Source organism: Vibrio alginolyticus NBRC 15630 = ATCC 17749, from assembly GCF_000354175.2.
Classification (GTDB): Bacteria; Pseudomonadota; Gammaproteobacteria; order Enterobacterales; family Vibrionaceae; genus Vibrio; species Vibrio alginolyticus.
The window spans coordinates 1355355-1368217 of the sequence record NC_022359.1 but is presented as its reverse complement, the minus strand read 5'-3'; the positions used below and the strand labels follow the sequence as shown (position 1 = coordinate 1368217).

The following is a 12863-nucleotide window of genomic DNA, read 5'->3' as shown; positions in this document are numbered from 1 at the left end:
AACACCCCTGGCACGGTGGTGTATAACGATTGGAGAGTTATATGAAAACTATCGGTCTTCTAGGTGGTATGAGCTGGGAGTCGACGCTTAGTTATTACAAATTGATCAACGAAGGAGTCAAAGAGGCGTTAGGCGGCCTAAATTCCGCAAAAATTTGTATGTATAGCGTGAATTTTTCGGAGATAGAGAAACTTCAACATCAAGGTAAATGGGAAGAAACGGCAAGCATTCTATCTGATGCTGCATCTTCAATAGAAAAAGGGGGCGCTGACTTCATTCTTATTTGTACTAACACAATGCACAAAGTTGCGCCTCAAATTGAAGCCAGTATTAATATCCCCATACTACATATCGCAGACGCGACTGCTGAGTTACTTCGTGAGAAAGGGGTTCAAAAGGTCGGACTCCTTGGTACTCAATTCACAATGGAGCAAGACTTTTATAAAGGAAGGCTTTCCGACCGTTATGGGCTTGATGTCGTCATTCCCGATCAAGACGACCGCTCTAAAGTACATAACATTATTTATAAAGAGTTATGCCAAGGTGAAATCAAAGAGGAGTCAAGGACGATATACTTGCAAATTATTGAAAAACTAAAAGAGCACGGAGCTGAAGCTGTGATTCTCGGGTGCACTGAAATTGCCTTACTTGTAAACCAAAGTCACACCGAGGTTACACTACTTGATACCACTTCTATCCATGCTCAAGCAGCAGTCCGTTTGGCAATTGAAGGTGAATGATCTACGCTTTCTTTCCTGCAAAAAAAGAGAAAACCAAGCACGTGGTTTTCTCTTTTTTATTATCAAGTTATAAGCGAGCAAATTTGAGAGTTCTGTATCCACCAATCAAGTTGCGGGCTTTGTAACCATTGTTGACCAGCTGACGGTATGCTACGTTACCGCGTAACCCAACTTGACAGTAAATCACGATCTCTTTGTCTTTAGGAAGTTCGTGCATGCGACGACGTAGTTGATCGACAGGAATATTAATTGCACCTTCAAGATAACCAACGGACTCCAATTCACCAGGATTACGAACATCAAGTAACAGTTGGTCTTCTGTCAGTGAATCCATTTCATCATAATGAATCGCGGTCGCATCGCCTTTGATGATGTTATTTGCCACAAACGCCGCTTGGTTAATTACATCTTTAGCAGAGCCATAAGGTGGTGCGTAAGTTAGCTCGAGGTGTTGCAGTTGCTCTACCGTCATACCAGCACGCTGAGCAACTGCCATTACGTCGATACGTTTATCAACACCGTCTTTACCTACTGCTTGTGCACCTAATATTTTACCTGTTACTGGATCAAACAGCATTTTGAATGACACGGTTTCTGCACCTGGGTAGTAACTCGCGTGACTTGCTGTATGCACATACACTTTTTCATAAGCGATGTTTTCACGTTTCAGCTGTTTCTCGTTTTTACCAGTAGAAGCGACGGCTAAATCAAAGATCTTACAGATCGCCGTGCCTTGCGTACCTTGGTAAGTTTCTTGGCGGCCAAGCATGTTGTCTGCTGCCATTCGGCCTTGACGGTTTGCCGGGCCCGCAAGTGGCACTAGAGTTTGCTCGCCAGTCACGAAGTCTTTCTCTTCTACCGCGTCGCCGACAGCGTAGATCGAAGGATCGCTGGTTTGCATGTATTCATTGGTATAAATACCACCAAGAGCGCCGATTTCTAAGCCAGCTTCTTTTGCTAATTTGGTCTCGGGGCGAACACCAATTGCCATAATCAGAATATCGGTGGTGAGTCTTTCACCATTGTTTAGTGTTAATTCCAATTCACCTTCTAGATGTTGGTGTTTTTCGCTCTCACCAGAGTCGAAACTTGCCACGTGCTCGTTAGGTACGAATTTCACCGACTCAAGTGCGACGCCAAGTTTAAGGTCGATGCCTTTCTCACGAATTTCAGCATGTGCGAAGCCAGCCATTTCACGGTCAACGGGCGTCATCACTTGATCCGCCATTTCAACTAATGTGGTTTTTATGCCTAGCTGGTGGAAGGCTTCCATCATTTCCAAACCGATAAAACCACCACCAACGACCGTAGCGTGTTCAACTTTGTTGGTTTCGATCGTTTTAATGATGCGATCCATATCTGGAATATTGCGCAGCGAGTGCGTTAACGGGTTATCAATACCCGGAATAGGCGGCACAACTGGACCTGCGCCAGGGCTGAGTAGAAGAAAGTCGTAGCTCTCTTGGTATTCAGAGCCATCAAGCAAATTGTTAACCGTAACCGTTTTGTCTTGACGGTTAATAGAAACCACTTCGTTCATCACACGGACATCAACATTGAAACGCGCTAAAAAGCTCTCAGGCGTTTGAAGAAGCAGTTTGCTGCGCTCTTGGATATCGCCACCAATGTGATAGGGTAAGCCACAGTTTGCAAATGACACAAATGGACCGCGTTCAAACATAATGATTTCTGCGTCTTCACTAAGACGACGAGCGCGAGCTGCTGCAGATGCACCGCCAGCAACCCCACCAATAATCACGATTTTGCTCATGGATTTCTCCTGCTGAATGATCGAAAACGCCTACACCTTACTTAAATAAATTAGCTAAGTCTAATGTTATTTAATCTACATTAGCATTGACTTAATAATATTAATTAGTAATATCTAATGAAATGTAATGTAGTAATGAAGAGGCATAAGAATGGGCGACAGTATGCTACAAAGTGCGACCGAAGCGAGTGAGCTGCTTAAAATTATGGCTCATCCAGAGCGCCTAATCGTGATGTGTAAGCTGATTGAAGGCGAGAAAGGGGTTGGTGAACTGTTTGAAGGTTCATCATTAAGCCAATCTGCTTTTTCACAACATCTCACCGTATTGAGAAAGCACGACATTATTAAAGCTAGAAAAGTTTCTCAGCAGGTATTTTATTCAATTTCTGATGAAAGAGTTGGTCCGTTGGTTGAGGCCTTTAAGCAAGTGTTCTGTAAGTAATTAGTTTGGCGGTTGCTATGTTTGAAGTTCCTTGGATGTCGCTGTTGGGCGGCATAATAGTTGGCGTATCAGCGATAACACTGATGCTATTTACTGGCAAGACTGCTGGGATCAGTGGGATCTTAAACGGTGCCGTTGAGAGCGCAGACCGCGTTTGGCGAATTGTTTTTTTAATTGCGATGGTATTAGGTGGCTTGTTTGCTGTTTATGTTCTTGGCGGGCATGTACCAGATCAGTACAGCGGTGATCTTATTTTAGTTATCGTTGCTGGCTTGTTAGTCGGTGTTGGTACGCGTATCGGCAATGGTTGTACTAGTGGCCATGGCATTTGTGGAATAGGGCGTTTCTCAATCCGTTCTGTGGTCGCGACGTGTACTTTTATGGCCACAGCCATGTTAACCGTCTTGCTAGTATCGTGAGGAATAGTGTCGTTATGAAAACTCACGTAATGAAAAGTATTAAGCAAATGTCCGTTGTTGCATTTTCTGGTGTGCTCTTTGGTATTGGTATGGTGGTCTCTGGTATGGCAGATCCGGCAAAAGTGATCGGCTTTCTTGATATTACCGGTTCATGGGACCCAAGCTTAGCCTTCGTTATGGGCGGAGCACTTGTTGTGTTCGTTCCTGCTTATCTTTTATTAATAAAGCCAAGAAGCGAATCTGTGTTTGGTGATGAGGTTGTCTGTCCGACTTCTAAAACGATAGACAAAAAGTTAGTCGGTGGTGCAGCACTGTTTGGTATTGGTTGGGGCTTACTGGGTGTGTGTCCTGGTCCTGCGGTTGCCAGCCTTTTTACTGGCAACACACAAGTTCTGCTCTTTATAGCGGCAATGTTGGTTGGGTCATTCACCGCTAAAAGAGTGGTTCGTCAATAAAGAAAGTACTTCAACGTTAAAAAGAGTACTTAAACGCTAAAAAGTGAGTGTCGTAGAAACCGGGCAATGGTCACTCAGTTTATAGTCGAGTACATCTTGTGTTTTGAAAACGGTTTGAACACCAGACGACGCCTTTAAATCACCACTCGCAATGATGTGGTCTATCACCGAGCGGAATTGGTGGGTTTTATTCGGATTACGATTAGAGCGCACTTTACATTCCGCTTTAGTGTCTTTAGTCACTAGCTTTGCACTAGTATTGTCCGATATCACGTCCCACAACCAATCTCCTTGATAACCCAAGTTGTGGTTAAAGTCGCCAAGCAGGACATAATGTTGTTTGTTGTCCTCGCGCGCCTTTATCCACTTAGCTAGTGCCTGTCCTTGTTGTTTCACTATCTTACAATCGCGGTTATTACGATACGCGCCACTGCAACCCGCTTTCAGATGTACAGAGAGTAGGTGAGTCTCGTTTTCTTGGTTTGGATTTAAAACAAGGTAGCTCGCGAAGCGAAGCTTGCTGTTGCCTCGTGTGATAGAGAAGTCTGGCTTGTCTAATACGCTTACGCCATTGCGCACGGCAAAGCCTGTGTATTGGTTGGTGTCGTTAAACTGAAGGTGTCGGTTGGAGGCGTTTGAACGATCGGAAAGATAAATAGTGAAGTCATTGCCAACGGCTTTTTGGATGGCAGCAGCACTTTCGACTTCTTGAAAAGCAAAAATGTCGGCTTGTGTTTTATCCACATAGTGGGTCAGCTTTTCAAAATCTTGTGGTGTTCTCGACACTTTTCCACCATCTATAGATAACCATTCTATGTTCCAACTGGTTAGATTGATGGAGTTTTGAGCAAATGAAAGAGAACTAAAAAGTAATATTAACGTAACAAAAAGTGATCGCATTTTGGCCTGTTGCACTCCTATCTTTTAGCGTATTCCTTTCCATCCTTTATCCTACAAGACCTCCAAAAATAGCAAGTAGATTTAGTACCAATTTTGCAATTTTCATGGTTTTCTTCGCAACTGAGATCAACGCCAATAAGATCGATTTCTTCTTGTTCGCTAGCCAATCTTTATTGATCAAAATCAATGTTTTCGAGTGGTGCTTCTCGTTAAATACGCCACAATATATTGTGTTGCCAGAATAAAAAATGACCCCATATAGTGTGTTTGTGGATAACTCTGTGAGTATGCTCGGGTAAGGAGAACAAAGTGAAACCAATCGTAATCAAACGCGACGGATCAAGAGCTCCGTTCAACAGGGATCGTATCCAAGCAGCAGTTGAAGCAGCAGCGGAAAACAAAGATAAAGATGTCGCTATTTATGCTCTTAATGTGGCTCTTGCTGTCGAGTTACAGTTAAGAGAACACGATGAAGTTCACATCCATGAGATTCAAGACTTAGTCGAAAATGAACTCATGCAAGGTCCTTACAAAGCCCTAGCGCGTTCTTACATTGAATATCGCCACGATCGCGACATCGCTCGTGAGAAGCAAAGTGTACTAACTCGCGAAATCGAAGGTTTGATTGAAGAAAGTAATCTGGATCTAATCAACGAGAACGCGAACAAAGACGGCAAAGTAATTCCGACTCAACGTGACTTGTTGGCTGGTATCGTAGCGAAACACTACGCGAAGACGCACATTCTTCCTCGCGATGTGGTTCAAGCGCACGAAGTGGGTGACATTCACTACCACGATTTAGACTACGCACCGTTCTTCCCAATGTTTAACTGTATGCTTATCGATCTTAAAGGCATGCTGACGCATGGTTTTAAAATGGGTAACGCTGAGATTGATACGCCAAAATCAATTTCGACTGCAACAGCGGTAACAGCACAAATCATTGCTCAAGTCGCGAGCCACATTTACGGCGGTACAACCATCAACCGTATTGATGAGGTTCTAGAACCGTACGTAATCACAAGCTACGAGAAACACCTAGAGATTGCAAAAGAGTGGAACATTGCTGAGCCAGAAGAGTTCGCAAAAGCGCGCACTGAGAAAGAGTGTTACGACGCATTTCAATCTCTAGAATACGAAGTAAACACGCTGCATACAGCGAACGGTCAAACCCCATTCGTTACGTTCGGTTTTGGTCTTGGTACAAGCTGGGCATCCCGCCTGATCCAGAAATCGATTCTGAAGAATCGTATTGCAGGTCTAGGCAAGAACCGTAAAACAGCGGTATTCCCTAAACTTGTATTCGGCATCAAAGATGGTTTGAACCACAAATCAGAAGATCCAAACTACGACATCAAGCAACTTGCGCTTGAGTGTGCGTCTAAGCGTATGTACCCAGACATTCTTAACTACGACAAAGTAGTGGAAGTAACCGGTTCATTCAAAACGCCAATGGGTTGCCGTAGCTTCCTTGGTACTTACGAAGAAAACGGTGAGCTGATTCACGAAGGTCGTAACAACCTTGGCGTCGTGAGCTTGAACCTTCCTCGTATCGCTATCCGTGCAAACGGAAGCGAAGAGAAATTCTACGAGCTTCTAAATGACCGCCTACGTCTTGCTCGTAAAGCACTAGAGACACGTATCTCTCGCCTTGAAAACGTGAAAGCACGTGTGGCCCCAATCCTATACATGGAAGGCGCATGTGGTGTTCGCTTGAAAGCAGACGACTCAATCGCAGATATATTCAAAAACGGTCGTGCGTCTATTTCTCTTGGTTACATCGGTGTACACGAGACAATTAACGCGCTATTCGGTACAGAAGCGCACGTTTATGATGACGCTGTTTTGCGTGAAAAAGCGGTCGCGATCATCAAGCATCTAAAAGATGCTGTGAATCAATGGGCTGACGAAACAGGTTATGGCTTCAGCTTATATGCAACGCCAAGTGAAAACCTATGTAGCCGTTTCTGCCGCATCGATGCGAAAGAGTTCGGCGTAATTGAAGGCGTAACAGACAAAGGTTACTACACCAACAGCTTCCACCTAGATGTTGAGAAGAAGGTGAACCCATACGACAAGATCGACTTTGAGATGCCTTACCCAGAAATCTCAAGCGGCGGCTTTATCTGTTACGGCGAGTTCCCGAACATGCAACGTAACGTTGAAGCACTAGAAAACGTATGGGACTACAGTTACACCCGAGTGCCTTACTACGGAACTAACACGCCAATTGATGAGTGCTACGAGTGTGGTTACAACGGTGAGTTTGACTGTACAAGTAAAGGCTTCACTTGCCCAAGCTGTGGCAACCATGATTCAACCAAAGTGTCAGTGACACGTCGTGTTTGTGGCTACCTAGGCAGCCCAGATGCACGCCCGTTTAACTTCGGTAAGCAAGAAGAAGTGAAGCGCCGAGTTAAACACCTGTAAGGTTAACTACCACTCGTTTTACACTTTGAAAATCAACTTTAAACAGGTTGATTTTCTCTTTCGCGATAACACAGAGACGCATTATGAATTACCACCAATACTATCCAATTGACGTTGTTAACGGACCGGGTACGCGCTGTACGCTGTTTGTGTCGGGTTGTGTGCATCAGTGCCGTGGCTGTTATAACCAGTCGACGCAACGTTTGGATTCTGGTGTACTTTTCACGCAAGAAGCGGAAGACAAAATCATCGCTGACTTAAACGACACGCGTATCAAACGCCGTGGCTTGTCGTTGTCGGGTGGAGATCCGCTTCACCCTGCTAATGTGCCTCATATTTTGAAGATAGTGAAAAGGGTGAGAGAGGAGTGCCCAGGTAAAGACATTTGGGTTTGGACTGGCTACACGCTGACGGAACTGAATGACGCGCAAAGGGAAGTGGTGCAATACATCGATGTTTTGATTGATGGTAAGTTTGAACAAGACAAGAAAGACCTCAATCTCGAATGGCGTGGCAGTTCAAACCAAATCATTCATCGATTTACGGACATCTAATCAAGCATTCTCCGCACATAAAAAGAGCTCACGCGTGCAGAACGGGTGAGCCCTTTTGGTGTGAGTTCGTTAATGTCTTTTTGGTTACGCTGTCACCGATTGGTCATCTTCAACCATATTATTTATCCAACGTTTAGATTGAATACGGTAAGTCGTCAGTACGCCTTTCACTAACTCTTCCGCGAGCAGAGACATCAAGACAAAATGCAAAGGCAGCCCTAACACCATGCCTGTGTAATAAGTAAGGGGGATGCCAATAGCCCACTGACCGAACGTGTCGATGAAAATGCTATAGCGAATATCAGCGCCACTCTTTAGTACGCCGCCAATCCCAACCATGTTAAACACCCTCAAAATCATACCTAGCGCCATGACTAAACATACGTTAAGTGCCATGTCTGCATCGGTTAACGGGCTCAGTACCAATAGGTGATGAATCATGGGCGAGCTCAACCACACTAGGAAAAACAGCAAGGTGGCTAAGATTGCGCTGGTTAACACATACCACCACGCCGTTTTCTCGACTCGGTCATAATATTTTGCACCAATATCATTCCCAAGAAGAACGGATGCAGCGACCGCAAATCCCATAAAGGTTGAAATCAGTACCCCTTCAATCGGTGATAAGAATGAGATGATCGCCAGTTCTGAAACGCCCAATTGACCATAGATGATGCTGTAAACGATCAATCCACCAGTCCAAAGCGCATCGTGGACCAACATGGGTAAAGAAACCTTAAAGTACTTTTTTCGATACTGTTTTAAGCGGCCTTGTACCCAATCGAACTTAGTCGGAATTAGGTAAGCATATCGTTTGTAGAAAAAATAAATCAAGACGGCCGTTTGGAAAAATCGAGAAACAAAACTACCTACGGCTGCACCAAATACGCCCCATTGAGGGAAACCAAGTAAACCAAAAATCAATACATAATTAAGCGCGACGTTAACGACAATGGCGGAGATACTAACGTTGGTTGCCAGTTTGGTTTGGCCCACGGAGCGCAATACCGCTTCAATCGGTACTACTATCGCCGTAGCAATGAGGCTAAAGCCCGTAACCACAAGATAATCACGTGCATAAGTGACGTATTCAGGATCGTCTGACATAAAAGAGACGATCTCTTCATCAAAAATCGCATAAAGAACGATAAACGGCAGCGTCACCAAAATGGAAATAAACCAAGATTGCGCCAACGTTCTGCGAATTCCGGCTAGGTTTCCTGAGCCGTAGTATTGAGAAGCAAGTACGGTAACTGCACCGCACAGGCCAAAGACAACCGCTAGGTTGAAGAAAAAGATACGATTTCCAACTCCAACTGCTGCCGTTGCAGATTCTCCGAGTAGGCTTACCATGAAAATATCCACGACGCCGAGCAAAGCAAAAAGCATGGACTGAAGTGAAACAGGTAGGCCAATCGTAATCAGCTTTTGCCAAAATGCTTTATCGATGTATTCGCGTGTTAAGAGCATCGCATTTCTCCTTAAAGATTAATGCGAGTAGTTTATCCTCATGATTTGGCGGTGTATTTTTCAAAGGAATCCAAAACCTTTGTAAAACTCTCTACTAACGCACATGTGAGCCAATAAATCATGGAAGATAAACAAGAACGCTACGCGATTTCAGAAAAAACTTATCAAGAGTTTATTGATCACAGTCGAGTATTAGCACTTGAGGAGAGAGGCATTGTGCAGTGCGGCATTGCCACTTGTCGTGACTTCTTCTCTGTTTATCGTAAAAACCAAAAGAAACACATGCTGCTCTATACGGTGCGTGGTAAAGGGTGGCTAGAGAGTGGGGCTTGTCGATACGATTTGGAACCGGGCTCGTTGATTACAGTACCCGCAGGTGTTGAAAACGGTTTTGGTATAGAAGAAGAACCTTGGCAGATCGCGTGGCTTTTTCTTGCTCCTGATAGAGAGTGGCCGATATTAGAATGCGATGTTCGCTACCAGCTTTCATCTACACCTGAAGTGATGTATGCATGTATCCAAACGTTACTACGCAGCATTAACCTTCCAATCGATTATGGTGGTGCGGTAGGTGAGCATAGTGTGGCTCAGTTAGAGCTGATGTTAAACATGCCGCCCTCAGAGTCGATATCACGCAGCCAATTGAGGCTTCGGCGTGTATTTGACCTTGTCCAACGTCAGCTCCATAAGGATTGGAGCGTTGAGCAGGTGGCGGCTCTATATCCATGTTCGGAGCCTCATTTGCATCGACTGACTCAAAAGCAGTTTGGTCGAAGCCCAATGGCACATTTAACGCGTATGCGCATGGAATATGCTGCTAGGTTACTTCGTTCAACAGAATGGCCAATTCAGCATATTGGAGAAATAGTCGGATATCCGACCAGCGCTAACTTTAGTACACGTTTTAAAGCGTGGTCGACCATGACACCAAGAGAGTTTAGAAAAAACGGTAGAGTGGGTTGGTACAACGAGGAGTGAATCGTTCTTTTTCTGAACGATAGAGCGCACAAAACTCACCGCAATCCAGAATTTTGTTCTCTAATTGATGAAATAAGTGAAAAATCATTTCGTCATTTTTTGCGATGGTGTTAACGTGAGGTTCGGTACTTGAATTTCAAAGGGTTATGACTTTCATGTTTTCTAATCTCCCAACTCCCGTATTAGATCCTATTTTATCTCTATCCGTTGCATACCGTAACGATGAACGTCCAAACAAGGTTGACCTTGGCATTGGCGTATACAAAAACAGCGCAGGCGAAACGCCGATTATGAAAGCCATTCAAATGGCGCAGGATGTCGTTGTTGAGACTCAAAAAACCAAGTCTTATGTTGGTCTTGCAGGTTGCGAAGAATTTAATAAAAGCATGATCGATTTGCTACTGACGGGAACGTCTGCAATGGATCGTGTTGCAGCTATTCAAACGCCAGGTGCAAGTGGTGCGCTGCGTATGCTCGGTGATCTAATGAAGATCGCACAGCCAGATACGACGGTTTGGATTTCCAACCCAAGCTACGTAAACCACAAGCCAGTGATGGAAGCAGCAGGCCTTAAAGTTAAGTTCTACCACTATTTCTCTTCGGAAACGAAACAAGTAGACACCGAAAAAATGATGGATGATCTTGCGAAAGCTGGGCCTTCAGATGTGGTACTTCTTCATGGTTGTTGCCACAATCCAACTGGTGCGGATATTGACTTATCTGCTTGGCAAGCCATTACAGAATTGTCGCAGAAGAACGGTTTCATCCCATTTGTGGACATTGCTTACCAAGGCTTCGGTGATGGCCTAGAAGAAGACGCAAAAGGCCTTCGTTTTATGGCAGATAACGTTGAAGAGATGTTGATTACTACTTCATGTTCGAAGAACTTTGGTCTGTACCGTGAACGAACTGGTGCAGCGATTGTGGTTGGTAAGAACATGCATGATGTAACCAATGCAAAAGGTAAACTCCTCACTCTAGCTCGCTCGACTTACACGATGCCACCCGACCATGGTGCAGCTTTAGTTAAGACCATTCTGCAAGATGACAATCTCACTTCCGTTTGGAAGCAAGAATTGAGTGAAATGCAACATCGTTTGGTTAGCCTTCGTCAAAGTTTGTGTAACGAGTTGAGAAACAACCATAATACAGATCAATTTGATTTCATTGAGGGTCACAAAGGCATGTTTACTGTGCTAGGCTTTAGTGGAAACCAAATGGCGCAACTGCGTGAAGATTATGGCATTTATGGTGTTGGCGATGGTCGAATTAACATTGCCGGACTTACCGAAACTCATATTCCATACGTAGCGGACGCAATTAAGAAAGTATCTCAAGCTTAATTGGAGTGTGGATGAAAAACTGGAAACTGATTCTGCCGCTTATGATGAGCGGCAGTTTAATTGCTTGTACGTCAACTCAAACGACGCAGGAACCTGTTGAGCCAGAGTCGCCAAAGGTCGAAGAGCCCGTTAAAGTCGAGCCAGAAGTGAAACCTGATGTAGATCCAAAGCCAGAGGTGGAGCCCAAACCAGAAGCGAAACCTGAGAAAAAGCCGGAACCAAAGCCTAAGAAGCCAGTCAAGGTCACAAAAACACCCGATGGCATGTTAATTCTTGGTTCTGAAGAATGGGTTTATGTTCCTGAAATTGACCAGACTTTCAAGGCTAGAGTCGATACAGGTGCGACAACATCATCAATTAGTGCGACTGACATTGTTCCGTTTGAGCGTGATGGTAAAGACTGGGTTAAATTTAAGATAGATTTAGGTGACAAAGACACCAAAGAATTTAAAGTACCCGTTGAGCGCTGGGCTAAAGTTAAGCAGTCTTCGTCAGAAGAGGTGGATAAACGAGCGGTGGTAAAAGCCTACATTACCGTTGGGGATCACAAAGAAAAGACAGAGTTTACGTTAGCGGATCGCGGACATATGACGTTTCCAATTTTGCTTGGTCGAAGCTTTTTTAGAGATATCGCCGTTGTAGATGTATCGAAAAAATATGTGCAAGATAAACCTAAAAAAACCGCTAAAAACTGATGTATTACAGCTAGTTTCTGCTACAAGCTAATAATTCGTGATTAACAAAAAATGGCCTCCAAAATTGGAGGCCATTTTTATTGAATCATATGCTTGCTTGTGATGCCCTGGTAGTCATAGTCATGTCCACTAAAATGCAAAACGAGCAGACATTACAATTTGCTGGCCATAGACACCATTATTTTTGAAATCTGCACCAAGCGATAGTTGCTGAGTTGAGTGGAATCGTGCGCCCAGATTGTAAATGGTGTTCGAATCGTCATTATCTATGATTTGGCCGATACGGCCATGTAGCTCAACATTTTGCATAAACCAAATACGAGTGCCAATATTCACTTCCGTGCGCCACTCGTCGCCCACTTTATCACTGCCGTTCTCTTTAATGTTGTGTACCAACATTTGGCCATAAATATCTGCAAATTGGCCTGCTGGCCCATTAAAGCCTATACCACCAGCAATGTCCCAGTCTCCGCTGAATTCACTGTCTGCGCGAGCAATGAAATGGGTATTCTCTGTAAAGTAGGTATTGAACTCGCCACCAAATGTACCAGGGCTAGTGCCCATGCGAAATTCCATCGTGTTGTAGTTGAAATTATTTGCGTGTGCGGAAAGTGGCAAAATAGCACACAAACCAAAGGCTGCAACCTTTAGAGCTTTACCTAGCAT

13 protein-coding genes are annotated in these 12863 nt (G+C 44.3%); 9 read left to right on the top strand and 4 right to left on the bottom strand.

The annotated features are described in order from the left end of the window. Positions 1–41 precede the first annotated feature (41 nt). Positions 42–740 carry an aspartate/glutamate racemase family protein gene (locus N646_RS21370; RefSeq protein ID WP_017820174.1) on the top strand — a complete coding sequence of 233 codons (699 nt, stop codon included), beginning with the start codon at positions 42–44 and terminating at the stop codon, positions 738–740. A 67-nt stretch (positions 741–807) separates the two neighbouring features. Here N646_RS21370 and N646_RS21365 read toward each other — a convergent pair whose 3' ends face one another. Beyond that, the gene (locus N646_RS21365) at positions 808–2511 is read right to left on the bottom strand and encodes an FAD-dependent oxidoreductase (protein ID WP_017820173.1); all 1704 of its coding nucleotides are present in this window, start codon (positions 2509–2511) and stop codon (positions 808–810) included. Between the two features lie 151 nt (positions 2512–2662). On the opposite strand from N646_RS21365, the gene N646_RS21360 reads away from it, so the two are divergent. Genes N646_RS21360 through N646_RS21350 form a run of 3 tightly spaced genes read left to right on the top strand, consistent with a single transcriptional unit; the run spans position 2663 to position 3827 of the window. Next, the gene (locus N646_RS21360; RefSeq protein WP_005376206.1) at positions 2663–2953 is read left to right on the top strand and encodes an ArsR/SmtB family transcription factor; all 291 of its coding nucleotides are present in this window, start codon (positions 2663–2665) and stop codon (positions 2951–2953) included. 5 nt (positions 2954–2958) lie between these two features. Further along, positions 2959–3372, top strand: a complete 414-nt coding sequence (locus N646_RS21355) for a YeeE/YedE family protein (protein WP_373417491.1) — start codon at positions 2959–2961, stop codon at positions 3370–3372. A gap of 14 nt (positions 3373–3386) precedes the next feature. Further along, positions 3387–3827 (top strand): YeeE/YedE family protein, encoded by a 441-nt coding sequence (locus N646_RS21350; protein WP_017820171.1) that lies wholly within the window; start codon positions 3387–3389, stop codon positions 3825–3827. Positions 3828–3863: 36 nt separating this feature from the next. On the opposite strand, the gene N646_RS21345 is transcribed toward N646_RS21350, so the two are convergent. Then, positions 3864–4727: an endonuclease/exonuclease/phosphatase family protein gene (locus tag N646_RS21345; protein ID WP_017820170.1), complete on the bottom strand. Its 864-nt coding sequence runs from the start codon at positions 4725–4727 to the stop codon at positions 3864–3866. Positions 4728–5036: 309 nt separating this feature from the next. On the opposite strand from N646_RS21345, the gene nrdD reads away from it, so the two are divergent. Together nrdD and nrdG are read left to right on the top strand one after the other, a co-directional pair. Then, entirely contained in the window at positions 5037–7157 is a 2121-nt protein-coding gene (gene nrdD, locus N646_RS21335; protein WP_017820169.1) for an anaerobic ribonucleoside-triphosphate reductase, read from the top strand. A gap of 83 nt (positions 7158–7240) precedes the next feature. Further along, positions 7241–7711: an anaerobic ribonucleoside-triphosphate reductase-activating protein gene (gene nrdG, locus N646_RS21330; RefSeq protein WP_005376213.1), complete on the top strand. Its 471-nt coding sequence runs from the start codon at positions 7241–7243 to the stop codon at positions 7709–7711. An 84-nt stretch (positions 7712–7795) separates the two neighbouring features. Here nrdG and N646_RS21325 read toward each other — a convergent pair whose 3' ends face one another. Next, on the bottom strand, positions 7796–9181 hold the full coding sequence (locus N646_RS21325; RefSeq protein ID WP_017820168.1) for an MATE family efflux transporter: 1386 nt from the start codon (positions 9179–9181) through the stop codon (positions 7796–7798). A gap of 120 nt (positions 9182–9301) precedes the next feature. On the opposite strand from N646_RS21325, the gene N646_RS21320 reads away from it, so the two are divergent. From N646_RS21320 to N646_RS21310, 3 genes are all read left to right on the top strand, one after another. Continuing rightward, on the top strand, positions 9302–10159 hold the full coding sequence (locus tag N646_RS21320; RefSeq protein ID WP_017820167.1) for an AraC family transcriptional regulator: 858 nt from the start codon (positions 9302–9304) through the stop codon (positions 10157–10159). A gap of 155 nt (positions 10160–10314) precedes the next feature. Beyond that, on the top strand, positions 10315–11502 hold the full coding sequence (locus tag N646_RS21315) for an amino acid aminotransferase (RefSeq protein ID WP_017820166.1): 1188 nt from the start codon (positions 10315–10317) through the stop codon (positions 11500–11502). An 11-nt stretch (positions 11503–11513) separates the two neighbouring features. After that, positions 11514–12197 carry an ATP-dependent zinc protease family protein gene (locus N646_RS21310; RefSeq protein ID WP_005388032.1) on the top strand — a complete coding sequence of 228 codons (684 nt, stop codon included), beginning with the start codon at positions 11514–11516 and terminating at the stop codon, positions 12195–12197. 129 nt (positions 12198–12326) lie between these two features. On the opposite strand, the gene N646_RS21305 is transcribed toward N646_RS21310, so the two are convergent. Next, positions 12327–12863 (bottom strand): hypothetical protein, encoded by a 537-nt coding sequence (locus N646_RS21305; RefSeq protein WP_017634623.1) that lies wholly within the window; start codon positions 12861–12863, stop codon positions 12327–12329.

Excerpts from the sequence above, each read along its gene's own strand:
- N646_RS21370 (WP_017820174.1), top strand. The coding sequence starts at position 42 with ATGAAAACTATCGGTCTTCTAGGTGGTATGAGCTGGGAGTCGACGCTT.
- N646_RS21350 (WP_017820171.1), top strand. The coding sequence starts at position 3,387 with ATGAAAACTCACGTAATGAAAAGTATTAAGCAAATGTCCGTTGTTGCA.
- N646_RS21315 (WP_017820166.1), top strand. The coding sequence starts at position 10,315 with ATGTTTTCTAATCTCCCAACTCCCGTATTAGATCCTATTTTATCTCTA.
- N646_RS21305 (WP_017634623.1), bottom strand. The coding sequence starts at position 12,863 with ATGCTAGGTAAAGCTCTAAAGGTTGCAGCCTTTGGTTTGTGTGCTATT.
- nrdG (WP_005376213.1), top strand. The coding sequence starts at position 7,241 with ATGAATTACCACCAATACTATCCAATTGACGTTGTTAACGGACCGGGT.
- N646_RS21345 (WP_017820170.1), bottom strand. The coding sequence starts at position 4,727 with ATGCGATCACTTTTTGTTACGTTAATATTACTTTTTAGTTCTCTTTCA.
- N646_RS21310 (WP_005388032.1), top strand. The coding sequence starts at position 11,514 with ATGAAAAACTGGAAACTGATTCTGCCGCTTATGATGAGCGGCAGTTTA.
- N646_RS21365 (WP_017820173.1), bottom strand. The coding sequence starts at position 2,511 with ATGAGCAAAATCGTGATTATTGGTGGGGTTGCTGGCGGTGCATCTGCA.
- N646_RS21325 (WP_017820168.1), bottom strand. The coding sequence starts at position 9,181 with ATGCTCTTAACACGCGAATACATCGATAAAGCATTTTGGCAAAAGCTG.
- N646_RS21320 (WP_017820167.1), top strand. The coding sequence starts at position 9,302 with ATGGAAGATAAACAAGAACGCTACGCGATTTCAGAAAAAACTTATCAA.
- N646_RS21360 (WP_005376206.1), top strand. The coding sequence starts at position 2,663 with ATGGGCGACAGTATGCTACAAAGTGCGACCGAAGCGAGTGAGCTGCTT.